This window comes from Corynebacterium sp. HMSC064H12 (assembly GCF_001809925.1).
GTDB classification, from domain to species: Bacteria; Actinomycetota; Actinomycetes; order Mycobacteriales; family Mycobacteriaceae; genus Corynebacterium; species Corynebacterium jeikeium_D.
Genome location: NZ_KV799345.1, coordinates 83715 through 110650, shown reverse-complemented (window position 1 = coordinate 110650; position 26936 = coordinate 83715). Strand labels below are relative to the sequence as shown.

19 protein-coding genes are annotated in these 26936 nt (G+C 59.0%); 15 read left to right on the top strand and 4 right to left on the bottom strand.

From position 1 onward, the window contains the following. Nucleotides 1-40: 40 nt before the first annotated feature. Nucleotides 41-1873 carry an MmpA family trehalose lipid delivery protein gene (locus HMPREF2681_RS06895; protein ID WP_070546545.1) on the top strand — a complete coding sequence of 611 codons (1833 nt, stop codon included), beginning with the start codon at nt 41-43 and terminating at the stop codon, nt 1871-1873. Here the strand turns inward: HMPREF2681_RS06895 and HMPREF2681_RS06890 are convergent. After that, nucleotides 1853-3031 (bottom strand): glycosyltransferase family 4 protein, encoded by a 1179-nt coding sequence (locus tag HMPREF2681_RS06890; RefSeq protein WP_070546543.1) that lies wholly within the window; start codon nt 3029-3031, stop codon nt 1853-1855. The genes HMPREF2681_RS06895 and HMPREF2681_RS06890 overlap by 21 nt on opposite strands. Before the next feature lie 93 nt (nt 3032-3124). On the opposite strand from HMPREF2681_RS06890, the gene HMPREF2681_RS06885 reads away from it, so the two are divergent. From HMPREF2681_RS06885 to HMPREF2681_RS06825, 13 genes are all read left to right on the top strand, one after another. Continuing rightward, nucleotides 3125-3979, top strand: coding sequence for a class I SAM-dependent methyltransferase (locus tag HMPREF2681_RS06885; protein WP_239660028.1), 855 nt, complete (start codon nt 3125-3127; stop codon nt 3977-3979). A gap of 98 nt (nt 3980-4077) precedes the next feature. Further along, a complete protein-coding gene (locus tag HMPREF2681_RS06880) occupies nt 4078-5655 on the top strand; it encodes a type I restriction-modification system subunit M (RefSeq protein WP_049191026.1) in 1578 nt (525 codons plus the stop codon). Then, on the top strand, nt 5648-6697 hold the full coding sequence (locus tag HMPREF2681_RS06875) for a virulence RhuM family protein (protein ID WP_070546541.1): 1050 nt from the start codon (nt 5648-5650) through the stop codon (nt 6695-6697). Before HMPREF2681_RS06880 ends, HMPREF2681_RS06875 begins: the two co-directional genes overlap by 8 nt. After that, nucleotides 6694-7278, top strand: a complete 585-nt coding sequence (locus HMPREF2681_RS06870) for a restriction endonuclease subunit S (RefSeq protein ID WP_070546540.1) — start codon at nt 6694-6696, stop codon at nt 7276-7278. The genes HMPREF2681_RS06875 and HMPREF2681_RS06870 overlap by 4 nt, the downstream gene beginning before the upstream one ends. A gap of 14 nt (nt 7279-7292) precedes the next feature. Further along, nucleotides 7293-7802 carry a restriction endonuclease subunit S gene (locus tag HMPREF2681_RS10955; RefSeq protein WP_083301603.1) on the top strand — a complete coding sequence of 170 codons (510 nt, stop codon included), beginning with the start codon at nt 7293-7295 and terminating at the stop codon, nt 7800-7802. After that, entirely contained in the window at nt 7799-11008 is a 3210-nt protein-coding gene (locus HMPREF2681_RS06860) for a type I restriction endonuclease subunit R (RefSeq protein ID WP_049193179.1), read from the top strand. The genes HMPREF2681_RS10955 and HMPREF2681_RS06860 overlap by 4 nt, the downstream gene beginning before the upstream one ends. Before the next feature lie 283 nt (nt 11009-11291). Next, nucleotides 11292-12527 carry an acetyl-CoA C-acetyltransferase gene (locus HMPREF2681_RS06855; RefSeq protein ID WP_069358928.1) on the top strand — a complete coding sequence of 412 codons (1236 nt, stop codon included), beginning with the start codon at nt 11292-11294 and terminating at the stop codon, nt 12525-12527. Between the two features lie 74 nt (nt 12528-12601). Further along, nucleotides 12602-14833, top strand: a complete 2232-nt coding sequence (locus tag HMPREF2681_RS06850; RefSeq protein ID WP_070546536.1) for a 3-hydroxyacyl-CoA dehydrogenase NAD-binding domain-containing protein — start codon at nt 12602-12604, stop codon at nt 14831-14833. A gap of 141 nt (nt 14834-14974) precedes the next feature. Next, on the top strand, nt 14975-16603 hold the full coding sequence (locus HMPREF2681_RS06845) for a protein adenylyltransferase SelO family protein (protein WP_070546534.1): 1629 nt from the start codon (nt 14975-14977) through the stop codon (nt 16601-16603). Nucleotides 16604-17082: 479 nt separating this feature from the next. Then, nucleotides 17083-18828: a peptide ABC transporter substrate-binding protein gene (locus tag HMPREF2681_RS06840; RefSeq protein ID WP_049191012.1), complete on the top strand. Its 1746-nt coding sequence runs from the start codon at nt 17083-17085 to the stop codon at nt 18826-18828. A 4-nt stretch (nt 18829-18832) separates the two neighbouring features. Continuing rightward, complete coding sequence (locus HMPREF2681_RS06835) at nt 18833-19759, top strand: ABC transporter permease (RefSeq protein ID WP_016421610.1); 927 nt, start codon at nt 18833-18835, stop codon at nt 19757-19759. Next, on the top strand, nt 19752-20750 hold the full coding sequence (locus HMPREF2681_RS06830) for an ABC transporter permease (protein ID WP_070546532.1): 999 nt from the start codon (nt 19752-19754) through the stop codon (nt 20748-20750). The genes HMPREF2681_RS06835 and HMPREF2681_RS06830 overlap by 8 nt, the downstream gene beginning before the upstream one ends. Continuing rightward, a complete protein-coding gene (locus HMPREF2681_RS06825; protein WP_070546531.1) occupies nt 20747-22429 on the top strand; it encodes a dipeptide ABC transporter ATP-binding protein in 1683 nt (560 codons plus the stop codon). Before HMPREF2681_RS06830 ends, HMPREF2681_RS06825 begins: the two co-directional genes overlap by 4 nt. A gap of 201 nt (nt 22430-22630) precedes the next feature. Here the strand turns inward: HMPREF2681_RS06825 and HMPREF2681_RS06820 are convergent, their stop codons facing one another. After that, complete coding sequence (locus HMPREF2681_RS06820; protein WP_083296871.1) at nt 22631-23302, bottom strand: YdhK family protein; 672 nt, start codon at nt 23300-23302, stop codon at nt 22631-22633. Between the two features lie 76 nt (nt 23303-23378). Further along, a complete protein-coding gene (locus HMPREF2681_RS06815; RefSeq protein ID WP_070546529.1) occupies nt 23379-24863 on the bottom strand; it encodes a YeeE/YedE thiosulfate transporter family protein in 1485 nt (494 codons plus the stop codon). Between the two features lie 204 nt (nt 24864-25067). Here HMPREF2681_RS06815 and HMPREF2681_RS06810 point away from each other — a divergent pair, with 204 nt between their 5' ends. Beyond that, complete coding sequence (locus HMPREF2681_RS06810; RefSeq protein ID WP_070546528.1) at nt 25068-26087, top strand: hypothetical protein; 1020 nt, start codon at nt 25068-25070, stop codon at nt 26085-26087. On the opposite strand, the gene HMPREF2681_RS06805 is transcribed toward HMPREF2681_RS06810, so the two are convergent. Then, nucleotides 26084-26902 (bottom strand): CDP-alcohol phosphatidyltransferase family protein, encoded by an 819-nt coding sequence (locus tag HMPREF2681_RS06805; RefSeq protein WP_083301602.1) that lies wholly within the window; start codon nt 26900-26902, stop codon nt 26084-26086. The two genes, HMPREF2681_RS06810 and HMPREF2681_RS06805, sit on opposite strands and share 4 nt — an antisense overlap. Between the last annotated feature and the right edge of the window lie 34 nt (nt 26903-26936).

Sequence of the window (26936 nt, the reverse complement as noted above, 5' to 3'; positions counted from 1 at the left end):
TTTCACTGAGGAAAGCGAAAAATAATTTAATATAGGGCACGTGACACAACGTTTCCGCACTACTCTGACCCAGTCGGCTCGCTCTCATTCGGAGCGAGTCGCCTGGGTTTTTGTGTTGTCGTGGATTCTCCTGCTGACCGCTGCCGTGTGCTGGCCGCTCTTTGTGCCCCACAAGGCCCCGGCCGATGGTCGCTTTGGGGCACCGATGTTTCTGCTGCGCGACATGGTCATCCCCAATCACCCACCGCTTACCGACGCGGCCCTGGGACTCGGCCCCGCTGCGGCACGAGCTGTTCCGCAGGACACCGCACTGTGGGCACTGGGCTACTTTGTGGATGCCAGCCATTGGGTGCGCTTCGGCATGGTGGGCGCCTGTTTGATTGGTGGTCTTGCAGCTGCTGAGCTCGCCCGCAGGTTCACTCGCCACGGCTCGGGCACCAGTAGCGCATCCGGTGCGGGCCTTGTACCCATGACTCCGAGCTTAGCCAGCCAGCTGATTGCACCGACGATGCTGCTCTGGAACCCGTTTGTGGTCGAGCGTTTGCTCCAGGGACAGTGGTCACTGGTCATCGCCGTATTGCTGCTTCCGGCAGTTGTTCTGGCAACGCAGATGGGTAGTGCCTTGTGGCGCACCAGCGCAATTGCCGCTGCGGGTCTCACGCCGACCGGTGCCCTTTTGGCTGGTATCACCGGCATTGTTACCGCTCGCAATAACCGCGACCGCGCTTGGATTGTGGCCACAACAGTAGCGGTCAGTTCACCGTGGCTAGTGGCATCTTTGCTGAACCCGAGTGCAGCTGGGTCCTCTGATGCGGCTGGCGCTGCCGCATTTGCGGCCAGAGCAGAGGCACACGTCGGCACGCTCGGCAGCCTGTTGGGATTGGGTGGCATCTGGAATAAGCAGGCTGTGCCACTGACGCGCGAGGTTGGTTTTTCGGCGATTATGGTGCTGGCACTCCTGGTGCTTATGGGTCTGGGATTCCGTCGTGCCTGGCATTCGCAAGAGCGCTGGCGGGGGCTGATTATCACTGGCGCCACGGCCATCATGCTCGTCGCTCTCGCCGCAACAACGCCGGGCATTTTGATGATGGGTTGGGCGCTGGAGCACATCCCGGGCGCGGGCCTGCTTCGTGATACGCAAAAGTGGATCGCGCTCGCCGTCCCCGCCTATGTCATCCTCGCCGCAAGCGGTGCGGAATACCTGGCACGCCGCGCTCGCGGGGCCACCGCCAATATCGGCCAGTGGTTGGCTACTGGCGTCAGCGCGCTCATCATCATCGCCGCTGTCCCCACGCTGCCCGCCGATGTCGCTCCACTCCGCCCCATTCCGTCATGGGAGGGCTGGTCGGCGGTTTCCGGTGTCGTCGCGCTTGACGACGATCGCGTTGCGGTTCTACCTGCCGGTTCTTACCGCATCATTAATGGGCGCCCTGTCCTCGACCCGGCTACGAAGATTTTGCCCGCTCCGGTGGTGAGCTCCGGCGAATTGATCGTGTCTGGGCAGTCGGTGTCTGGCGAGGGAGCCACAACCGTTGAGCGTACGCTGCTCGGCGGTGCAAAGAAGCAGGAGGAGCTTGCGTCTGTGCTCCAGAGCCTTCGGGACCAGGGCGTTGGCTGGGTCCTAGTGGAGAATTCGCCCGGCAACTTCGGCGATTCAGCTGACATTGTGGCAGCGCTAGATCCCGTCTATGAAACACCTGACCTGCAGCTATACCATGTTCCCGGCGTTATCGATCCGACCACAGAACCAAGCCAGGGGGCCTATGCAGCTGCGTGGATAGCCTTTGGAATCTGGACTCTTTGCCTGCTCGCTGGGCTACTGGCGGGACTATTGGCTGGAGTAAAGGAAGCGCTACTGCCCCGCCGCAGGTAGCAGATTGTCCAGAGTTGGGTTTTCCAAGACATTCAGAACTGCCTCGCCAGTTTTGTCCCAGCCAAATTCTGCGGCACGGGCGACGCATGCCTTGAACATGGCGCGATGCAGTTCGCCGTTATCGAGAATCTGTCGTGTCTTGGTAATTAGGTCAGCTTCATCGCTGGCCAGCAGGCCAGTTTCACCGTCGTTGACCGAGTCGCGCAATCCCGCCGAGGATCGGTAACCGACCGTCGGCACGCCGTGCTGCGCCGATTCGATGACGGCGAGCCCCCAGCCCTCCTTGCGCGAAGGCATCAGATGCAGACATGCCTTGGAGAGGATGCGGTGTTTATCCGCCTCGGTGACCTGTCCGTGGAAGACCACGTGATCCGAAACGCCCTTGTCACGGGCGTAGTCCACGAGATTGTCGTGCCACCACCCCGAGCCAATAACATCGAGAATCGCACCTGGACGATCCTGCACAAGATCTGCGAGCACATCGATGGCGTGCTCAATCTGCTTATGCGGGACCAATCGCGACAGCGTCACCAGATGCGGTGCTGGACCGTCGCACTCGGATAGGTCTGCCATGATTTCGGTCGACTGCAATTCCCCCGGAATCGGGTCCACACCATTGCGAATCACCGCGATGCGCCCCGGCGACACTCCGAGTTCTACCAGTTCAGCGGCACTTGGTTCGGAAACGGTGATGTAGCGGCTGCGGCGGTGAATCATCGGCGACAGACGCGACTCAATGAACCACCCCAGCTGGCTAATAATCGGCCCCGCCACTGGCCACTGCTCGCGGTGGCAGTGATGTGTCAGGAGCACCGTCGGTGCGCCGGAGAAAATCCGCGCGAAAAAGGGGACACCGTTTTGGGTATCGACCACAACATCCGGCTTGCCGCCGAGCGCCTTGGCAAGTGGCCCCACGCCAAATCTAGCCCCCAGCATCGCGGTCCAGGAGCGCACGTAGACGGAGAAGTTTCCACCAGCGCGGGAGAAAGTCACGCCGTCACGACGTGAAAGGGCCGGTGCGCCTGGGTAGCTGGCCGTGCGGAACACCACAGTGTGGCCTTGGTCGGCAAGGTAACCTGCGACGCGCTCCAAATAGCGCTCACTACCTCCACCTTCGGGATGACCAGTGTCGCGCCAACACAACAATAAGATTTTCATAACAATATGAGCCTAACGCTCGGCACGGCTTTCGTTGCCGCTTTAGCTCAAATCCATACTCCCAGACCCAACCAGTCCATTAGATTGTTTGACGTGACCAGCTTTCGCTTTCCCGCTTTTATCGTCCCGCCCGCTCTGAAAGAGCTGCGCAGCTTTGCTACGCTGTCGCGCTCATTTGGGCTGCTCAACGACTTCAAATACGAGCAAACCGATCCCGATATCTTCTACGGGCACCTGGCTGAGGACACCATCGGCCTGTTGGAAGGCATCGCAGCTGGGGCGGATGGTGCGGCGGGGTCGACGGACACAGGGGGCACGTCGTCAAGCGTTACGACGAATACCGCACTGCGTGGCAAGCGCATCCTTGATGTCGGCGGCGGCCCTGGGTACTTTGGCCGCGCATTTGCCCAGCGTGGCGTGGAGTATTACACCTGCGAGCCCGATGTGGGTGAGATGGCGGCGGCGGGGATCAAGCTGGAGTCGTCGGTACGCGGATCGGGGCTGGAGCTGCCATTTCGCGATGATGCTTTTGACCTAACGTACTCGTCGAACGTTGCCGAGCACGTGCCCGAGCCGTGGACGATGGGCGAGGAAATGCTGCGTGTGACCAAGCCGGGTGGTTTGGTCGTTTACTCGTACACCATTTGGTACGGCCCGTTCGGCGGCCACGAGATGGGGATGACGCATTACCTGGGAGGTGACCGCGCGCGGCGCATGTATGAGAAGAAGCATGGCAAGCGGCCGAAGAACTACTTTGGCGAGTCCCTGTTCAAGGTCGGTTGCGGTGAAGGGTTGAAGTGGGCGCGCGCTGCCGCGGAGGCCGGCGACTGCGAGCTGCTGGCCGCTTTCCCGCGCTACCACCCATGGTGGGCCTGGTGGATGGTGCACGTGCCGGGGCTCCGCGAGTTCGCGGTGTCGAACCTGGTGCTGGTGCTGCGGAAGCGGTAGGGGGTCAGTTTCTCCCGGAGCGTGCTCCCCTGACTTCGTATCGTCTGCCACTAGACTGGAAACTCAAGCATTTTTACTGATTGAGCGGGGTTTTCACTATGAGTGACGCAGACCGGGCACAGCTGCACAGGACTATTTGGAACATCGCCAACGACTTGCGTGGCAGCGTGGATGGTTGGGATTTTAAGTCTTATGTGCTCGGCATGATGTTCTACCGCTTTATCTCGGAGAAGCTCACCGAGTACATCGATGACGGCGAACGTGCCGCTGGAAATGAGGACGCGGACTACGCTTCCCTTTCTGACGAGGATGCCGAGTGGGGCCGGGCCAGCATTGTCGAGGAAAAGGGCTACTTCATTGTGCCCTCTGAGTTGTTTACCAACGTCTGCAAGCAGGCGGCTGACGAGCACTACCGCGAGAACCTCAATGAACGACTGCAGCAGGTATTCAAAAATATCGAAGCATCTGCAAAAGGCACCGCTAGCGAAAGCGATCTTCAAGGGCTTTTCGACGACATCAACCTAGACAGCAACAAGCTTGGCAACTCGGTCATCGAACGCAATAACAAGATTTACGATCTGATGAGGCACATCGGCAATATGCCTCTCACCGTTAAAGCCGATGACAACTCCATCGACCTATTCGGTGATGCCTACGAGTACTTGATGGGTATGTACGCCTCTCAGGCAGGCAAGTCCGGAGGCGAGTACTACACGCCGCAGGAAGTCTCTGAGCTGCTGACCCGGATTACCGTGGTGGGAAAGAAGAGCGTGAACAGGGTGTACGACCCAGCTGTCGGCTCTGGTTCGCTGCTGTTGAAATTCAAGAAGGTGCTTGGCGAAGGCGGTGTCCGCGAGGGCTACTACGGCCAGGAAATCAACCTGACCACGTATAACTTGGCACGCATCAACATGTTCCTGCACGATGTGAACTTCGATAATTTCGACATTGCGCTGGGCAATACCCTCACCGAACCTGCACACTGGGATAACCAGCCGTTTGAGGCAATCGTGTCCAACCCGCCCTACTCCATCAAGTGGGAGGGCGACAACAATCCTCTGCTGATTAACGATCCACGCTACGCACCGGCGGGCGTCCTGGCCCCGAAATCGAAGGCCGATTTGGCTTTTACGATGCATATTCTCTCGTGGCTTGCGACGAACGGCACTGCCGCAATTGTTGAGTTCCCCGGTGTGCTTTACCGTGGCGGCGCGGAGAAGAAAATCCGCAAGTACCTGGTGGATAACAACTATGTGGATACGGTTATCCAGTTGCCGCCGGATCTTTTCTTCGGCACTACCATCGCGACCTGCATCATCGTGTTGAAGAAGTCGAAAAAGGACAATTCGGTTCTCTTCATCGATGCCTCCGCAGAGTTTGAGCGAAGTGGCAACAAGAACCGACTAAATGAGAAGAATCAGAAGAAGATTCTGGATTCCTTCACTGCCCGCGAGGATGTGGAGTATTTCACCAAGCTGGTGCCCGCTGAGGAGATTGCAGAAAACGACTACAACATCGCAGTTTCCTCCTATGTCGAGCCCGAGGACACCCGCGAGGTCATTGACATCGTAGAGCTGAATAAGCAGATTGTTGGCATCGTGGAGCGCCAGCGCCAGCTGCGCGAGGCAATCGATGAGATTGTGGCAGATCTTGAGGGAACCCGCACCGATGTCTGACACGAACGGCGACATGAGCATGGCGTCTGCGGGCGAGCTGGTGATGTTCCGCACGGACGACGGCGCTACTCGCATTGAGGTACGGCTTGTCGACGAAACCGTCTGGCTCACCCAGGCCCAAATGGTGGAGCTGTTTCAGTCGTCGAAGGCGAATGTCTCCGAACATATTAGGAATGTGTTTGCGGAAGGCGAGCTGCCCAGGTCAGAGGCAACTGTTCGGAAATTCCGAACAGTTCGACTCGAAGGCTCAAGGGAAGTTTCGCGCGAGCGGGAGCACTACAACCTCGACGTGATTATCTCCGTGGGTTACCGAGTGAGGTCCTTGCGGGGTACTCAGTTCCGACAGTGGGCGCTAGGCGTTTTGCGCGAATACCTGATTAAGGGCTTCGCCATGGACGATGAGCGCCTGAAAGAGGGCGGTGGCGGAACATACTGGCGTGAATTGCTGGAGCGCATCCGCGATATTCGCTCTAGTGCGAAGGTCATTCATCGCCAGGTTCTAGATTTGTACGCCACCAGCGTGGATTACGATCCGCGGGCCGCTGTGAGTAAGCAGTTCTTTGCGACGGTCCAGAATAAACTTCATTTTGGTGCTCACGGCCACACGGCAGCCGAGGTGGTTTTCGAGCGTTCGGATGCCACAAAGCCAAACATGGGGTTGACCAATTGGAAGGGCGAGCGCATCACCAAGGCTGAGGTGGAGATTGCCAAAAACTACCTTGCCGAGGACGAGCTAAAACGCCTGAATACCTTGGTTTCTGCCTACTTCGATGCGGCAGAGTTCCGTGCCCAGATGCACCAGCCGACGTATATGGCGGACTGGATGGATCACCTCACCACAATGATTGCGGCCATGGGTGGCAAGTCCTTGGAGGGAGCAGGAACGGTTTCCCACCGCCAAGCGATACAGAAGGCCCATGCGGAATACGAGAAGTACAAATCAGTGATTGATACCCAACCGAGTGGTGTGGAACGGGACTATCTCAAGGAAATCACTGCAGTTCAGAAGCAGATCCAGCAACCACCGAAGGAGCAGAAGTGAACCAGATCGAAAAACTCATCGAGGAACTCTGCCCGAATGGTGTAACGCATCTGCCGCTCGAAGACTTTCTGACAATTAGAAATGGTAAAGACCATAAGCACCTGGAGGATGGGGAGATTCCTGTCTACGGCAGCGGAGGAATCATGCGCCATGTAAATCAGGCAGCTGCTTCGGGCCCTTCAGTTCTCATTCCGCGAAAGGGTTCCCTGGGCAATCTTTTCTACGTTGAGGGACCTTTTTGGGTAGTAGACACTATTTTCAGAACAGAGATTAATGAAGATATAGCGTTGCCTAAATTTGTGTTTTACGAACTTCAAACTCTCGGCCTGGGCGAAATGAATCAAGCTGGTGGAGTGCCAAGTCAAACTCAAAGCAAGCTAAAAAAACTTAGGATTCCTATTCCACCTCTACCTATACAACAAGAAATCGTAAAAATTCTCGATACCTTCCAATCGCTGGAAGCGGAGCTGGAAGCGGAGCTGGAAGCGGAGCTGGAAGCGAGGAAAAAGCAGTATGAGTTTTATCGTAATCAACTGCTGACGTTTACCGAGAGAGAGAGAGAGTCCAGCGGACAACGCTAGGGGACATATTCGGAATGAAGGCCGGCAAAGCGATACGACGAGACGAAATCAGTCCAGTGCGTACTGCTTCTCACCCATTTCCCGCCTTTGGCGGAAATGGAGTTCGCGGCTATGTTCGGGAGGCATCGCATCCAGAAAGGGCTGTGCTGATAGGCAGACAAGGGGCTCTTTGCGGAAATGTAAATTGGGCTCCTGAAGATTTCTACGCAACAGAACATGCGATTGTTATGAACGCCCATGATTCAGTCAACATTCGCTGGGCCTACCACATGCTCAAATTTCTTGACTTAAACCAATACGCAACAAAATCCGCCCAGCCAGGTTTATCTGTGCAGCGGCTGAAATCAGTTCCAATCCCCATCCCTCCTCTCGAAGAGCAGGAGCGCATCGTGAATATTCTCGACAAGTTCGATGCACTCGTGAACAACCTCACCTCCGGCCTGCCAGCCGAGATTGAAGCTCGCCGGCAGCAGTACGAGTACTACCGGAATCAACTACTGACTTTTAAGGAATTGGCAGCATGAACCAGGACGGCGTCGGCAAGCGACGAGTAACCAAGTACGACCCGATTGCTGTCGGTGAGCAAAGCACCGTCGTAGCGGAGTACAAGGCCGAGGAGCGCATCTCGGAGGACTACCAAACCGAGGCGCAACTGGAGCAGGAACTCATCGACATCCTCCAGTCGCAGGCCTACGACTACCTGCCCATCCACAGCGAAGCAGACCTCGTTGCCAACCTGCGCCGTCAACTCGAAACTCTCAACCACGTCACATTTAGCGACGCGGAATGGGAACGGTTCTATCGCACCTGCGTCACCAGCGCCAACGACGGAATCAAAGAGAAGACCCGTCGCATCCACGAAGACCACATTCAGGTTCTTACGCGTGACGACGGCACGAGCAAAAACATCCGACTGCTGGATAAAGCAAATGTCCATAACAACCGGCTGCAGGTCATTAACCAGTACGAGGTTGGAAAGGGCGAAGGCGGTGCGAAACACTCCAATCGTTACGACGTCACCATCCTGGTCAATGGCCTTCCCATGGTGCACATCGAACTCAAGCGCCGTGGCGTAGATTTGCGTGAAGCCTTTAACCAGATTAGGCGCTACCAGCGCGACTCTTTCTGGTCCGGTGACGGTTTGTTCGATTATGTGCAGCTGTTTGTCATCAGTAACGGCACGCTGACCAAGTACTACTCCAACACCACCCGTGAACTACACATCAAAGAAACGGGAGGAAAAGGCCGCCCGGCGCGCGGTGCTAAGAGCTTTGAATTCACATCGTGGTGGGCTGACGCAAACAACAAACCCATCCGGGATCTTGTTGGCTTCACTAAGACATTTCTGTCCAAGCACTCGCTTCTCAATATTCTGACTAAGTTCTGCGTCTTCACTGCTGCGGAAGAACTACTGGTGATGCGCCCATACCAGATCGTCGCCGCTGAGAAGATTCTGCAACGAGTTGAGATTTCCAATAACTATCGTGAACGCCTTGGCACCACGGAGGCTGGCGGCTACATCTGGCACACAACCGGTTCGGGGAAAACCCTCACCTCATTCAAAGCCGCACAGCTGGCTAGCAAACTTTCGCATGTAGATAAGGTTCTCTTCGTCGTCGACCGTAAAGACCTCGACTACCAAACCATGCGTGAGTACGACCGCTTCCAAAAGGGCGCTGCGAACTCCAACACCTCGACCGCCGTGCTGAAGAAGCAGCTGGAAGACGACGACGCATCCATCATCATCACCACAATTCAGAAGCTGTCGAACTTCATCGCAGGCAACAAACACCACGATGTCTACGGCAAGCACGTGGTCATCATCTTCGACGAATGCCACCGCTCCCAATTCGGTGACATGCACACTGCCATCACGAAGGCGTTCAAGAAATACAACCTCTTCGGTTTCACCGGAACGCCCATCTTCGCCGACAACTCCACCAGCGGAACCAAAGCCAACCTCAAAACCACCGAGCAGGCTTTCGGCAAACGACTCCACTCCTACACCATCGTTGACGCCATCAACGATAAGAATGTCCTGCCCTTCCGGATTGACTACGTCAACACCATCTCGGTTGGAAGCGTTAAGGACAAGGAAGTCGCAGGCATCGACACCGAAGGCGCACTCCTGGCGGAGCCACGCCTGAAAAACGTCGTCGACTACACGCTCGAACACTTCGCTCAGAAAACAAAGCGGGAAACCTTCTACGAACACCGCGTTGTCGAGAACGTATCCGCCTCAGCAAAGGCCCGGCACCGCGGTCGGATTAAGGAAATAAAGAAAGAACAACGAGTTCGTGGCTTCAACGCTATCTTCGCCACCGCTTCTGTTGAGGCTGCCTACACTTACTACAACCTCTTCAAAAAAGCGCAAGTATCACTGCCAGAAGCAGAGCGCCTGAAGATTGCCATGATTTACTCATTCGCACCAAATGAGGCCGAAAAGGATGAGTCACCGACGATTCCGTCGTCAAGCGAAAAGAAAAGCGATGCGGCAGCTACTGCCGTGGCCGACGAGGCAGGCCTGCTCCGTGAAGAAGGCATGGAGCCCGAGCAGCTACCCAAGGTTGCGCGCGATTACCTGGAAGCGGCGATTGCCGACTACAACGGGTATTTCAAGACCAACTACGACACCTCCGCCGAGAAATTCCAGAACTACTACAAAGACCTCTCCCTGCGAATGAAGAACAGGGAAGTCGATATGACCATCGTGGTCAACATGTTCCTCACCGGATTCGACGCCACTACCTTGAACACGCTGTTCGTGGACAAGAACCTGAAATACCACGGGTTGATTCAGGCATTCTCGCGTACCAACCGAATCCTCAATTCCGTCAAGACGTACGGCAACATTGTCTGCTTCCGAGACCTCGAAGACGCCACAAATCAGGCGCTGCGGCTCTTCGGCGATACCAAGGCGCAAAGCGTGGTACTGCTTAAGCCCTACGCTGAGTACTTTGCCGAATATGCCAAGCTAGTGAAGCGACTGCTCCAGGAATACCCGCTGGATAAGGTCATTGTTGGCGAGAAGGCGAAGAAGGAGTTCATCAAGCTCTTCGGCGCGATTCTGCGTGTCCAAAACATCCTGACTTCCTTCGACCAATTCGCTGATGACGCGCTGTTGACGCCGCGCCAGGAGCAGGATTACCGCAGTATCTACCTCGACCTTTTTGCGGAATTCCGTACTGAAAGCGACGGGGACCGGGAGTCCATCAATGACGATGTCGTCTTCGAGATGGAGCTAATCAAGCAGGTCGAGATCAATGTCGACTACATTCTCATGCTCGTCGAGCAATACCGTGAAACCCACGGCAGCGACGAGAGAGAAGAAATTCGTGCCCAGATTTCTCGTGCTGCAAACTCCAGCCCATCGCTGCGGAACAAGCGCGACCTGATTGAAGAGTTCGTCAGCACCGTGAGCCTGACACAGCCCGTTGATGAGCAGTGGGAGGAGTTCATCAGGACCAAACGCACGGAAGAACTCAATGCGATCATCACGGAAGAAAGACTGCGGATGCCCACTGCGCAATCTTTCATTGAAGAGGCGCTGACCACCGGCATTGTCAGCACGCTTGGCACCGGAATTGTTCGAGTTCTTCCACCAATGTCGCGGTTTACCCCAGGTAATGAGCGTGAAAAGGTCAAGACGCGGGTGCTGCAGCGCATCCAGGCCTTTGTCGAACGCTATCAGAACTTGGGGTTCGCCGAGGATGATGGAGAGGCGGCATGATGGTTGCGGGCGGACGTTTGCGGGGGCTGGAGGGGCTGACGGAGTGGCAGCTGGGCGGGCGTAACGGTTAGGCCTTCACATAGCAGACCGTTACCGCCTCACTTCCGCGACTCCACGCCCCAAACTACTTATGTAATTACCCCCGGTTTCTCCCATAACCGCAGGTAGACAGGTGCGACGAGCTAACTTTCTCCCCAGTACCCCTCAAATTACCCCCGCCAATCCGGCATTCGTTATAGAGTGACGCACGACACTTTACGACGAATCTGTGAGGTAAAAACACATGACTTCCGCCACCATTCAGCCGGGCGGCGAAGCCTTCATTTACGAGGCAATTCGCACCCCGCGCGGCAAGGGCAAGAAGGACGGCTCCCTCCACGAGGTACGCCCGGTATCGCTTCTCGTCGGCCTCATCGACGAAATCCGCAATCGTTTCCCTGACCTGGACGAAGAGCGCATCAGCGACCTCATCGTTGGCTGCGTCAGCCCGGTCGGCGACCAGGGTGCGGACATTGCCCGGACCGCAGCACTCACCGCAGGTCTGCCGTACCGCACCGGCGGTGTCCAGATCAACCGCTTCTGCGCTTCCGGCCTCTCCGCCATCAACTTGGCTGCTCAGAAGGTCCGCTCCGGTATGGACGAGCTCGTCCTCGCCGGTGGCGTGGAGTCCATGTCCCGCGTGCCAATGATGTCCGACGGCGGTGCAATGGCGATGGACGCACAGGTCTCGTTTGCGACCGACTTCGTCCCGCAGGGTATTTCCGCTGACCTGATTGCATCGCTCGACGGCTTTGACCGTGAGTCCCTCGACGAGATGGCAGCACTCTCCCACGCTCGTGCCGCAAAGGCATGGTCTGAGGGGCGCTTCGACCGCTCCGTCGTCCCAGTCAAGGACGCGAACGGCCTGACCATCCTCGACCGCGATGAGACCATTCGCGAGGGCGTCTCCGCAGAGTCCCTCTCCGGCCTGCGCGCAGCCTTCACTATGATGGGCGAGCAGGGTGGCTTCGACGCAGTTGCACTGAAGAAGTACCCGCAGCTTGAGCGCATCAATCACGTCCACCACGCAGGTAACTCCTCCGGCATCGTCGATGGCGCTGCACTGACCCTGGTTGGTTCTGAGAAGGCCGGCGCAGACATGGGTCTGACCCCACGCGCACGCGTTGTCGCCACCGCCGTTAATGGTGTCGAGCCGACCATCATGCTCACCGGTATCGAGCCGGCTGTCCGCGAGGCACTGGCCAAGGCCAACCTGACGGTCGACGATATCGACGTGTGGGAAATCAACGAGGCGTTTGCCGCCGTCGTCAAGCACGCTCAGCAGAACCTGGGCATCGACTACGAAAAGCTCAACATCAACGGTGGTGCAATGGCCATGGGTCACCCGCTGGGTGCAACCGGTGCCATGATCACCGGCGCCGCAATCGACGAGCTGCACCGCACCGGTGGCCGCTACGCCCTCATCTCGCTCTGCGTGGCTGGCGGCATGGGTGTTGCAACCATCATCGAGCGCGTCTAAAGCAAACCGGAACGAAACTCACAGCGACAATTACCGCGGTCACACCGCGATAACCACAAAGGACTGACTGATTTATGAGCACAGATAACATGTTCCGGTGGGATCAGGACGACGCCGGAATCGTCACCCTCACCATGGATGACCCGAATGCGCCGGTCAACACCATGAACAAGACCTTCCAGGACGACATCCGCGCCACCGTGGAGCGCCTGGAAAACGAAATTGGCGACGGCTCTGAGACCTCCATCAAGGGCATCGTCATCACCTCTGCGAAGAAGACCTTCTTCGCAGGCGGCGACATCAAGCAGATGTCCAAGGCCACTGAGGACGATGCAGCTGACATGTTCAACATGGTCGAGGACATGAAGGCCTCCCTGCGTCGCCTGGAGAAGCTCCCGGTGCCGATTGTTGCTGCCATCAACGGCGCAGCACTGGGCGGCGGCCTCGAGGTCGCGCTGGCTGCTAATTACCGCGTTGCTGCCGATGCCCGCGGTTCCAAGATTGGCCTGCCAGAGGTCACCCTCGGCCTGCTGCCGGGTGGCGGCGGTGTCTCCCGCGTCGTTCGCATGCTGGGCATCCAGGATGCGCTGATGAAGGTCATTCTGACCGGCGCCCAGATGAACCCTGGCAAGGCCCTCGCAGCTGGCCTCGTTGACGAGGTTGTTGCTCCGGAGCAGCTCATCGACACTGCTCGCACATGGCTGACCAGCGAAGATGCTAAGGCCGCACAGCCGTGGGACGAGAAGGGGTTCAAGATCCCGGGTGGCGACCCGAAGACTCCTAAGCTCGCAATGAACCTGCCGTCCTTCCCGGCAAACCTGACCAAGCAGCTCAAGGGCTCCCCGATGAAGGCTCCCCGCCTTGCTATGCAGGCTGCCATCGAGGGCTCTCAGGTCGACATCGACACCGCACTGCGTATCGAGTCCCGCTACTTCACCGAGCTGGTCACCGGCACTCAGTCGAAGAACATGATGCAGGCGTTCTTCTTCGACCTCAACCACGCTCAGGGCGGCGGCTCCCGTCCGCTGCAGGCTGATGGCACCCCGTACCCGAAGCGCGAGTTCAAGAAGGTTGCCGTTGTCGGCGCCGGCATGATGGGCGCAGGTATCGCCTACGTGTGTGCAAAGGCTGGCATGGAAGTTGTCCTGAAGGACATTTCCCTGGAGAACGCCGAGCGCGGTAAGTCCTACTCTGAAGGTCTGGAGGCCAAGGCTCTCAAGCGCGGTCGCACCACTGAGGAGAAGTCCGCAGCGCTGCTGAACCGCATCAAGCCGACTGAGTCCTACGACGACCTCTCCGACGTCGATCTGGTCATCGAGGCCGTCTTCGAGAACACCGACCTCAAGCACAAGGTTCACGCCGAGATCGAGGCTGCAGTTCCGGAGACCTGCATCCTGGGCTCCAACACCTCCACCCTTCCGATCACCGAGCTGGCTTCCCACGTCAAGCGTGAGAAGGACTTCATCGGCCTGCACTTCTTCTCCCCGGTGGACAAGATGCAGCTGATTGAGATCATCTCCGGCGACAACACCGACCCGGCTATCCTCGCCGCTTCGCTGGACTTCGCTGTTGCAATCCGCAAGATCCCGATTGTTGTCACCGACTCCCGCGGTTTCTACACCTCCCGCGTCATCGGCACCGTCATCAACGAGGCCCTGCGTATGGTCGCTGAGGGCTACGACCCGGCCATCATCGAGGCCGCTGGTCGCCAGGCTGGTTACCCGGCACCGCAGCTCCAGCTTGCCGACGAGCTTAACCTCAAACTCATGGAGAAGATCGCTGGCGAGACCCGCGCTGCCGCCGAGGCTGCAGGTCAGACCTTGGACGAGGGCGGCGTACCGGATTTGGTCGAGGCCATGCTGCACAAGTTCGAGCGCCCGGGCAAGCTCGAGGGTAAGGGCTTCTACGAGTACGTCGACGGCAAGCGCTCCGGTCTCTGGCCGGGCCTGTTCAATGAGCTCCGTGAGGAGCTGAACATCGCCCCGATCGCTCCGGAGGACACCGACCTGCAGGAGCTGGTCGACCGCATGCTCTTCATCGAGGCCATCGAGACTCAGAAGTGCGTCGACGAGGGCGTTCTGCTTCACGACGCCGACGGCAACATCGGCTCCATCTTCGGTATCGGCTACCCGGCCTGGACCGGTGGTACTCGCCAGTTCATTAAGAACTACGACGGCGCCACTGTTGTCGACCCGGCCGCAGCTCACCCGGAGCGCCGCGGCGTCGCGGGCTTCGTCGAGCGCGCCGAAGAGCTGGCCGCTAAGCACGGTGAGCGCTTCAACGCTCCGGAGTCCCTGAAGAAGTAGGACTACCCCGAGCGCACCCCGGTTGCTGGAATTGTTCCAGTAACCGGGGTTTTTCGCCTTCGAGATCACCTCTACGCGCGTAGCACCGCTGAACGCACCAGCGCGCCAACCCCAATTCGGCCTACCCGTTAAACTGCGCACATGGCTCGAAATGTCGCTGATCTTCCCACCGCACTGCCTGAACTCGCTATCTCCCAGGAGGGATTCGCCGCCCCATCACCGCAGCTGGTCATGCTTAACGACGAGCTCGCGACCCAACTCGGTCTCTCCCCACAGTGGCTCCGGTCAGACGCTGGCCTGAAGTTCCTCACTGGCCGCGGCGCCGATCACGGAGTCGGCCAGGAAACCGATACCCCACTCGGCGCATACACAACCCCGATGGCCACGGCCTATGCCGGCCACCAGTTCGGCAACTTCGCAGGCCTACTCGGTGATGGTCGCGCGCTCTTGCTTGCCACAGTTGAGGCTGAACCGGGGCTGACTGGGCTGCACTGTCCGCCTAACCAGCCCGACTGCCCCAAAGAGACAACCCACAGCGACAACACCCAGTCCTACGAGATTCAGGCGAAAGGCACCGGCCCCACGCCCTTTTCCCGTGGCGGTGACGGCAAAGCCACGCTGACCTCCGCGCTGCGGGAGTACCTCATCAGCGAAGCCATGTATGCGCTCGGCATCCCCACCACCCGCGCGCTGGCGGTCATCAAAACCGGCGAAGAGATTTACCGCGGCTCGCAAACCCCATTCGACAACACCGACCCCACCACCGAACTTCAACCGGGTGGCATCGTCGTGCGCGTAGCATCCAGCCACCTGCGAGTTGGCACGTTCGAGCTGGTCGCTCGCTCCGGAACGGACACCGGAATCATGGATCGGCTCATCGAGTTCGCCGCGCAGCGGCATGGCTACGAGGGTTCGGCGGAGTCGGTTCTCCGGGACGTCGTCAAGCGGCAAGCCAATCTCGTTGCGGCGTGGCTGGCCTGTGGATTTGTCCACGGCGTGATGAACACCGACAATGCCAGCATCGCGGGCGAGACCATCGACTTTGGGCCGTGTGCGTTTCTGGATGCGCACGACCCCCGGGCGGTGTTTAGCAGCATTGATCGAGGCGGTCGATACGCGTTCGGCGCGCAGCCGACGATTGCCGGGTGGAACATGTCGAAGCTCGCGGAGACTTTGCTACCGCATTTCGCAGGCACCCCGGAGGATGCCCTCGCACGCGCCCGCGACATCCTGGGCGAATTCGCCGACGAGTTCACCGATGCGCTCAGCCGCAGGTGGCTGCCCAAGTTGGGGATTCTCCCCTCGCTTTACGACGACCCGCTGGCCATCCCCCTGGTGCAGCAGTGGCAGGCGTTGCTGGCGAAGTTTGGGCTCGACCATACGAATGCTCATCGGGCGCTGATTGAGGTTCTGGCCGATGGTGATGGGGATACAGTTGCTGCGTTGGCTGCGCTGACCAGGCTGACCGCTGATCCTGCGTTCCCCGCCGCCGCGGCTGAGTGGGGGCAGTTGTGGAAGCAGACGCGGGAAGAGCTGGGAATCGACCAGACGACGGCCCTGACACTTATGGAGGAAACGAATCCGCTGTATATTCCGCGAAACTACCTGGTCACGGAAGCGTTAGCGGCGGCAGGGGCGGGGGATCTGACCGACTACCGGCACCTGCTGGAGGCGGTAACCAACCCCTTTGAGTCGCAAGACGTCCCTGCGGGGTTCACGGAGCCGGCACCGCGGGAGTTGGGTGCTTTCCACTCGTACTGTGGGACTTAATGCGCTGCCTCTCCGCCTCCTCCAAAGTCCACTTCCTCTTCCAAAGCCCACTTCACGACACAGGTGTCACCTCGTGCCAGCTGTGGAGGTGGCATGAGGTGACACCTGTGTCGTGAAGTCGCGGATGGGGCCGGACAGGAGCCCGGCGGTGGGACAGCCAGAAATTCAGCAGCCCCAACCCCTGCGGGGGTGCCAGGATGTTACAACGTTGCACCACTGCACAGGATTAACTCCCCAATCGAGGGTAAAAGACACCGTCAAATAAGGGATGGTTCGCCTGATTAATACTCATATGTTTTTTGGACTTGTATGGTTAGAGACTGTATTGAACGGTCGTATCCAAACCTTAGAGCCCACCACACCCAAGTTGTCACCACCACCATTGCCTATGCAGGTGGGAGGTGGGTATCTAAGTCATTTGGAGTGAGCCGATCACCAAATTCATATCGCCTATCTGGCAGAATCTAGAAAGGCTCGCGATGCATAGACCCGTTGCCTCCGGCCCCTTCCACACCCGGCAGAAACTCCGGCGGAAGCTCCGACAGCGAGAGAAGTCCCGTGCCACAAAACTGCACGCAACAACGCTCAGCGGAAAAGGAAAGTTCACGCTGCATGTCCGCCAGATCCTGGCGGCTTTGCTGGTAATCGCCTTGCCAGGAAGCGCGCTCGCTGCCTGCAGCACTGACCAGCAACAGGTCGGCGCGGGGTTCATTGTGGTCCAGAACTCCGAACCACAGTCGCCGCTGTACACCACTGACACCAATGAAACCGGTGGTGGCGATATCCTCCGCATGCTCTACTCAGGTCTGGTGCGCTACGACACCGACGGCTCGATGATCCTGGACCATGCGGCAGAAATTAAGCCCAACGAGGACTCGACCCATTTCGACATCACGCTAAAACCGGGCTGGACCTTCCACAACGGCGAACCAGTCACCGCGCAGAGCTACATCGATGCCTGGAATTACGCTGCCTACGGCCCGAACCTGCAGAAGCAGCAGTCCTTCTTCGCCAACGTGCAGGGTTTTGATGCTGTTTCGGGAGAAAAGGCCACGGAGAAAACACTCTCCGGCCTGAAAAAGGTCGATGACCTGAGGTTCACCGTGGATCTGACCAACCCAGATTCTTCCTTCCCGCTCAGCCTCGGCTATGTCGCGTTTATGCCGCTGCCGAAGGCCGCGTTCGAAGACAAGAAGGCTTTCGGTGAACACCCAATCGGCAATGGACCGTACAAGATGGCCGAAGGCCGCGCTTGGCTGCACAACAACCAGCTAACTGTGGTTCGCAATGATGACTTCGCCGGTGAGCACAAGGCCCGTAACAACGGCCTGGTATACCGCTTCTACTCGGACGTGGACACCGCATATGCAGACCTCCAGGCCGGCCGCCTGGACACGCTGCCACGCACAATTCCACCAACGGCTCTCGCCAGCTTCCAAACCGACTTCCCCGACTCCAGCGCAAACGTCCCGACCTCCTCTTCGCAGTACTTCGCAATTCCGCGAAATCTGCCAGGTTTTTCGGGTGAAGAGGGCAAGCTTCGTCGTCAAGCGATTTCCATGGCGATTGACCGGAAACTAATCACTGAGAAGATTTTCTTCGACACCCGCACCCCGGCGCGCGAGTTCAGCTCGTTGACGCTCGGCGACCTTGACCCGAACGTACCTGGCCAAGAGGTGCTGGAATACAACCCGAAGAAGGCCCGCCAACTGTGGGCCGAAGCCAACAAAATTGCGCCGTTTACCGGCTCGTTCGACATCGCCTACAACGCCGACGGCGGACACCAGCAGTGGGTCGAAGCGGTGACCAACATGATTGGCGAGACCCTCGGCATCGATTCCCACGGCAAGGCCTACCCGACCTTCAAGCAGCTGCGCGATGAAATCTCCAACGAGACCATCACCAGCGGCTACCGCACTGGCTGGGCAGCTGACTACCCATCTGTGGCCAACTACATGATCCCGCAGTTCGTCACCGGTGGTTCCTCGAATGACAACCACTACTCCAATCCGGAGTTCGACAAGCTGATTCAGGAGGCGGCCTCGGCAAAGAGCGCAGACGATGCCAAGCCAATTTATGTCAAGGCTCAGTCTGTGCTGATGGAGGACCTGCCAGCGATTCCGCTGTGGTACCCCAATGCTTCGGTGGCGTGGAACCCGAAGCTGCGCAATGCCGTAGTGATGTGGGACGGCATCTTGGACTACCCGATGATTGAGAAGGACTAGCACCATGGGTTGGTATATCGGAAAGAGACTCCTGCAGATGGTGCCGGTATTCTTCGGTGCCACACTGCTGATTTATGCAATGGTCTTCGCCATGCCAGGCGACCCCATCGCTGCACTGGCTGGCGATAAGCAGCTGCCACCGGAGCAGGTCGCAGCACTGCGCGCCCACTACCACCTGGATGAGCCTTTCCTCGTCCAGTACTGGGAGTACCTCAAGGGCCTGTTCACCCTGGATATGGGCGAGACCTTCTCCGGTCGCTCGGTCGGCGAGGAAATCGCGCTGGCCTTCCCTATTACAATTCGCCTGGCTCTGATGGCCGTTGCCATTGAGGCCATTTTCGGTATCGGCCTCGGCGTTATTGCCGGTATGCGCAAGGGCGGCTTCTTCGACTCCACCGTTCTGGTGATGTCCCTGCTGGTTATCGCAACTCCGACCTTCGTGCTCGGCTTCGTGGCCCGCTACCTCTTCGGTGTGCGCTGGGAGATTGTCTCCCCCACCGTTGGTAGCGATGCCTCCTTTACCTCCCTGCTGCTGCCGGCATTCGTGCTGGGTCTCGTCTCGGTTGCTTATGTTCTGCGACTGACGCGCTCCGAGGTCTCGTCGGCACGCCATGCCGACTTCGTGCGCACTGCCCGCGCCAAGGGCTTGCCAACCTCTGAAGTCACCCGCCGCCACATCTTGCGTAACTCGCTGATTCCCGTTGTGACCTTCATCGGCGCTGATCTCGCGGCTCTGATGGGCGGCGCAATTGTCACCGAGGGCATCTTCAACGTGCCAGGTATCGGTGGCCTGATCTTCCACGCCGTCCAGATTGGTGAAGCTCCCACCGTGGTCAGCATCGTGACCATCCTGGTGGTTATTTACATGTTCGCCAACTTGCTCATCGACTTGCTCTACGCAGTCCTGGATCCGAGGATTCGTTATGCCTAAGCCAGATTCGACGCAGTTAGATTCGACTCAGCCAGAAAAGCAGGCCAACGCCGTGCATACCGGCACCGCACAGTCCGGCACCGCGCAGGCCCCCGCCGCCCAGGCGACGAACCCCGACCACAAGCAGTTACCGGATACCCCACCACTGGGGCTCTGGGGTTCGGCCTGGCAGAACCTGCGTTACCGCCCACTGTTCTGGGTTTCCGCATTCATTATTTTGCTCTCCATCGCAGTGGCCGCATTCCCGTCGCTGTTCACCTCTGTGGACCCGACGGCGGCAAACCTGCGTGACTCGCTGGCCCCAGCCCGCGACGGCCACCCGATGGGCTTCACTCAGCAGGGCTACGACGTCTACGCCCGTGTCATCTACGGTGCCCGCGCCTCGGTCATCGTCGGCATCGGCGTCACCCTGGCCGTGACCGTGGTGGGCATCATCCTCGGTGCCATCGCTGGCTATCTCGGCGGTTGGGTCGACGCGGTGCTCTCCCGCATCACGGACATGTTCTTTGCCATCCCCCTGATTCTCGCCGGCATCGTGCTGATGCAGCTGTTTACCGAACGCACCATTTGGTCCGTGGTCTTCGTGCTCGCTGCTTTCGGCTGGCCGCAGATGGCGCGCGTGGTGCGCTCCTCGGTGATCTCAGTGAAAAACGAGGAATACGTCACCGCCTCCAAGGCGCTCGGTCTGTCCAGCACCGGCATTCTCTTCCGCCATGTGCTGCCGAACTGCCTCGCCCCTGTCATCGTCATGGCCACGACCTCACTGGGTATTTACATCGTCGCCGAGGCCACGCTGTCCTACTTGGGCATTGGCTTGCCGACGACCACCGTTTCCTGGGGCAACGACATCTCTGTCGCACAGCAGGTGCTCCGCCAGGCCCCGTCCAACCTGTTCTGGCCAGCACTCGCCCTGGCGATTACCGTTCTCGGCTTCATCCTCATGGGTGACGCTTTGAAGGATTCTCTCGACCCGAAGGAGCGTCGTCGATGAGCACCGACACCAATACTTCCGCAGCGCCCATTCTCACCTTGAAGGATGTCTGCATTGGCTTTCCGACGACCACAGCGTCCGGCCGCCGCAGTAAATCGTTGACCGATGTGGTGCATGACGTCGACCTGGAGGTTTTCCCCGGTGAGACGGTCGCCATTGTCGGCGAGTCCGGCTCGGGTAAGTCCACCACTGTCCACGCCGCGCTGGGGCTGTTGCCCGGTGATGGTGAAGTCACCGGTGGCACCATCACCTTCGATGGCCGTGACATCACACACCTGACCGACCGCGAGTTTGTTAGCATCCGCGGCAACGGCATCGGCCTGGTCCCCCAGGATCCGATGACCAATCTCAATCCAGTGTGGACCGTCGGTTCCCAGATTAAGGAGGCGCTGCGCGCCAACAGCATCGCCACTGGCTCCGAGGCCCACAAAAAGGCGATTGAGCTGCTGGAACAGGCTGGCCTGCCGAACGCTAAAAAGCGTATCGACCAGTACCCGCACGAGTTCTCCGGTGGTATGCGCCAGCGCGCGCTTATCGCGATGGGCTTGGCCGCGCACCCAAAGCTGCTGATTGCCGATGAGCCCACTTCCGCTCTCGACGTGACCGTGGCGAAGAAGATCCTCGACCACCTCGACAAGCTCACTAGCGAACTCGGCACGTCCGTGGTGCTTATTACCCATGACCTCGGCTTGGCTGCCGAGCGCGCTGACCGACTCGTCGTTATGCAAGCAGGACGTGTCGTGGAGACCGGCCCTGCCCTGCAAGTTCTCACCCGCCCGCAGCATCCATACACCAAGCAGCTAATCGCGGCGGCTCCGTCGCTGGCTGCCCGGCGCGGTGATCGCGTGGTGGCGGCGCCGACGACATCGGATGCGGACCAGAAGGAGATTCTGGTCGCGAAGAACTTGGTGCGCGACTTCGCCATCCGCGGCGACCGTCCGTGGCGCAAGGATTCCTTCCGCGCCGTCGATGACATCAGCTTTACGCTGCGTCGCGGTCGCACCATCGGAATCGTGGGCGAATCCGGTTCGGGCAAGTCCACTGTCGCCAACATGGCGCTGGGGCTGCTCGATCCGACCGAAGGCGAAGTGCTTTTCGACGGCAAACGCGTCCAGGGCCGGAATCGTAAAGAGGAGCTGGAGCTGCGGCGTCGCATTCAGCCGATTTTCCAGAACCCGTATGCGACGCTGGACCCGATGCGCACGGTGCATTCCTCCATCGAGGAGCCGCTGCGGATTCACAAGATTGGCACCAAGAAGGAGCGTGAGCAGCGCGTATTCGAGCTTCTCGACCGCGTCGCTCTTCCCGCGGAAATGGGGCGCCGCTTCCCCGGTGAGCTGTCGGGTGGTCAGCGTCAGCGTGTGGCGATTGCGCGTGCACTGGCCCTGAACCCTGAGGTTGTGGTCTGTGACGAGGCGGTGTCAGCACTCGACGTGGTGGTGCAGGCTCAGGTGCTCGAACTGCTCGCTGAGCTGCAGGAAGAGATGGATTTGGCCTACCTGTTTATTACGCACGACCTCGCTGTGGTGCGGCAGGTGGCTGATGAGGTCATCGTGATGGAGCACGGCAAGATGGTTGAACACCGTCCGACCGACAATCTCTTCGACCACCCGGAGAAGGAATACACCCAGCGGCTGCTGGACGCCATCCCTGGTGCGTCGTTGGATTTGGATCTGTAGCTGGGCGGTGGCCTGTTTCCCCAGGGCACTTCGCTCCGCCCCCCTTCTGGGCCACTTCACGACACAGGCGTCACCTCGTACCAGCTGTGGAGGTGGCATGAGGTGACATAGGTGTCGTGAAGTGGCTGGGCGATTTTGAGTCGGAGCGGATTGAGCGGGAGAAGAGAGAAAGCTATCCGGAAAGACCGTCCAGACAGCCTGCTAGTCCTCCGGAGCAAGCTCGCTTTCAGTAACCCACTTGTGGTTCTTCATGGTCATACCATCATCGTCAATGTCGACCATGTACACCGGCTCCTGGGTGGAGTAGTCAACAGTGCCCTTGGCCCCCTTCATGCCCGCCATATGCTCGGCGTTGATGGTGATCTCGGAGCCGTCGGCAAGCGGTGCTTCGCCTGGGTTCTCCAGCTCCTCATGAACGACCCAGCGGTGGTCCTTCACCGGCTCACTGCCATCGGTCGGGGTGTAGGAAACGGAGTAGGTAGTGGTGTTGAAAACACCAACAACCTTGCCTTCTGCACCCTTCATGCCCGGCATGTGATCGGCGAGAACCTGCACTTCACTGCCGACCGGGAACTTCGCGTTGTCCGCCGCAATCATTCCCTCTGGAGCCGGACCACCATCGGCCGGATGGTCATGGCCGGCCATCGCGTCATCACCATGGTCACCATGACCGCCATGCTCATCGGCATCGTCCATATCATCCATGTCGTCATGGCCCTCAGTGCTGGTGGCCGACACGGAAGAGCTGGTCTCGCTAACAGTGCTGCTTGCCTCAGTACTAGCCGAATCATCGGAGGAGCAACCGGCCAGCACAAGGACGCTGGCGGCACCCGCGACTACGAGAGCATCTAGTGGTCGAATATTCTTTGCCATGGTTGAGCTCCTTTGTTGTTGATGTCAATCAATCTATGCCCTCACCCTAACAACGCTCCCCCGCCGTCACCATGCCTTACTTCCCGCGGCGGACGGAAATCGTCCAGCCAGCTTCACCGGTCTGCTCAAAGTTGGTGACCTCGTGGCCATCCTTCGCAGCCCAGCGCGGAATCGCATCCGTGGCCTGGGTGCAGTCGAATGGGATCACCAGCTCCTCGCCGACCTCAATCTTGTTGATCGCGTCCTTGGCCTCGATCAGCGGGAAGGGGCACACCGCGCCGACGGTGTCGAGCTCGTAACGCCCATCGCCCAGTGGCTTGAGCTTGCCGTCTTCCTGCTTGACGACGCTCCGGTCGAGCAACGCTACCGGCGCGACAGTAAAGGCACCCGCCAGCGGGGAGGCCTCGGTGCCAGCGACACCGGCACCTTCGCTACCCGGCAGGGACACAGGCGAAGTAGCAGCCGAAGTGACCGGAGCAGTTGCCGATACCGCTGTGTCGTTGGTGGTGGAAGGGGTGCTCGGGACGTCGTTAAGCGAAGATGCGGACGGCTTCAGCCAGAGCTTTGCGGCGATAGCGACACCTGCGGCGATGGACGCCAGTGCGAGCCAACCCTGGTAGCTGAACAGCGAGGTCTGAACCATGCCGTTACCGACGGTGCAGCCGCCGGCCCACGCAGCGCCGACACCCATGAAGATGCCGCCGACGACGGAGCGAGCGCCCTGGGTGGCGTCCGGGACGCGGAGGCGGAATTCACCGGAGGCCTTGGCCGCGATGAAGGAGCCGACGAGGATGCCGAGGACGAGGAGGACGCCCCAGTCGAAACGCTCGGTGTCACCAGTAACAACGTAGTTGGCGAGGTTGGAGGACGGAGTCGTGATGCCGAGGCCGTCGTTGCGGCCGGTGGCGGCGGACAGCGGCCATGCGATAACGCCAAGTACACCGACGATGGCGGCGGTGGCGTACACGTGCCAGGCCTTTTCAGTCAGAATGTGCGCGAGACCGGACTTGCGCGGCGCCAGAGTGGCCGGGCGCGGGCCGGAGAATTCTTCGCGCAGGAAGCGGACAGCGAAGTATGCCGTGACGGCGCTCAGCGCGATGACCAGTGGCCAGATGCTAATGCCCAGAGAGGCGTGAATGCTGGTCAGGCCGACGGTGCGTTCCTTCAGGGAATCCTGCAGGCCGTTGAGGAAGCCAGTCTTCATGGCAGCAGCGGATAGGGCGTAAAAGACCAGTGCGATCCAGGAGCCGATCAGGCCCTCACCGGAGCGGTACCAGGTACCCGAGGCGCAGCCACCGGCCAGGACGATACCAAGTCCGAAGATAACGCCACCGACAATAACGGCCAGCGGTGCCAGCTCGTTGTATTCGGGAGTAATCACGCCGGCGCTGGTCAGTGCGGCCAGGCCGATGGCGTGGACGGAAATAACAATCAGCAGGGAGACAAAGCCGCGCCAGCTGCGCTGAGTGAAGATATCGCGCAAGAAGCCGGTGACGCAGAAGCGTCCTCGCTGCATAACAAAGCCGAGCACGGCACCCAGCGCTAGTCCTGAAATGAGCATGAGAGTGTTTCTCCTAAAATTATGAGCCAGTCCGCCATCAAAGCCATAATGAACAGACCTGTCTATTAGTGGATTAGAAGCTACTCTACACAGCGAAAAAAGTCCAACTTAATGAAGTTTTCATAGGGTAGAACACCTGCCAATAGACAGACCGAACCGTATAGCTGCTGGTGAGAAGCGCAAGTTGTGGCAAGCTAAAACACTATGAGCGCACAGAATTCAGCCCTGGTTGGACACCAGCGACACCAGCGGTTCCTTGCGATGCGCTCGATACTCGACCTTCCTTTTACCCATGCTTTCGCCCTTGATCCTCAGGCGGTCATCGATATTTCCGGCGTGGCCCGCCTCAGCGAGCTCAATGCCAAAAATGTCGCAATAATCGACAGCTTGCGTTCACTCGCCCACACCAACACGCAGGACTTTTACGCCATCGATGACGCAGCAGAAGCTCTGGGGACCGCCTTGCGAATGGCGATTTCCTCCCGGCAGCTACTCTGGTTCAGCTCGCTGCCCGAAAGTGATGTGAAGAAGGTACAAAACATCCTCGGCGGCGACATCGTTCATGTGGTGGGCCCGGAACTGGCCGTCGATAAGCTCGATGGCAGTACCCTCGAGCTTCCCACTGCGCTGAAACAGCGCGGAGAACCACTGGTGCCCATCGCTATCTCGCCAAGCGAGCTGGTGCAGGCCTGGGCACACGGCAGTCTCGAGCAGCAAAAACTGCTCGCTTACCTGTTGGAGGGAACAAATACGCTGGTCATGCAGCAAAAGGATCTGCATGCACTACGCAAAGTCGGGACCAAACTCATCGAGCGCAACCCCGTGTGGCGCCTGCTCTACAACCCGAAAGTGTTGGCCTATCTGGTGGTAATGGTCTACTCTTCGCTCCGCGCGCTACCTGTGGTTTTCGTCCCCGGATTCCATGGCAATGTCTGGGTGCTGTGGAGCATCGACATCATTACCGCTATCCCCTACACCTGGGGAATTGTCGAGATGATCACCGGCCGCTCATTCGGCCGAAGAATGCTGGGGCTCCTGATCACCCTAGTGACTTTCGTCTCGCCTTACGTCTACTTCTGGGCCAATGGGCGCGATTATCCGATGTGGGTCACCATCTTTGTCATCGCGTTAATTGTCGCAGCCTGCGCCGTCGAATACGTCCGCTGGCTGCGCGACCGCGCCATCTCCGCAATCCTGCGCCAACCACCCACCAACTGCCGCTAGCGACCGCTAAGCGAGCGCCGCACGCCGCCAATAATCAGCCAGGCACCGGCGGCAACGTTGACAGCCACAAGCCCGTGGATAGACGCCTTGCTTAACGACGCTGCCATCGTCTCACTTGCGATAAGCATGCCGGTCGAGACAATCCAGATGAACGTTGCGGCAATGTTGGCAATCCGGCCGCGTTCCACGCGGAATGGATGCGTGTAGTGCAGCGGCACCAACGTCATTGCGCTGAAGATAAAAATGGCAGAGATACACACCGCCATCGGCGCGTTCCATACCCACAGCAAGACCGCCACGATATTCCACGCGGCGGGGAAACCAACGAAGTAGTAGTCGCCGGACTTGGCGGCTTCGTTGGCATAGCAGAACATCGACGACACCAGGACCAAAATGATCAGGGCAATCGCCAACGGCCGTGGCCCCAGCGGCAGATACATAACCATGAAAGCCGCGGGTATGGCGGTCCGGGTGAGATAGTCGACGATATTGTCCACCACTGCGCCGTTAAACCACGGGACGACTTCCTTGATGTGATGCTTACGCGCCATATTGCCGTCGACACCATCGACGACGAGGGCAATGCCCAGCCAAAACCACATCCAATGTGGGCGGCCCTCCAACAGTGCGACCGCAGCCAGCGTTGCCCACACCAAACCGGTCAGCGTAAAGGCATGCACAGCCCAGGCGATGACATGCTGGCGCCGGGTGAAGCGGGTGAAGGTCGCGGCGGTGCTGGCAGTATCGGCGCAGGCAGTATCTGGCCCACTGGCGGCACTAGAACTGGCATTGTCGGAGCGGGTAGTAGCGTTCACGGCAGATGTCCTTTAGAGAACAAATGCGCACAAC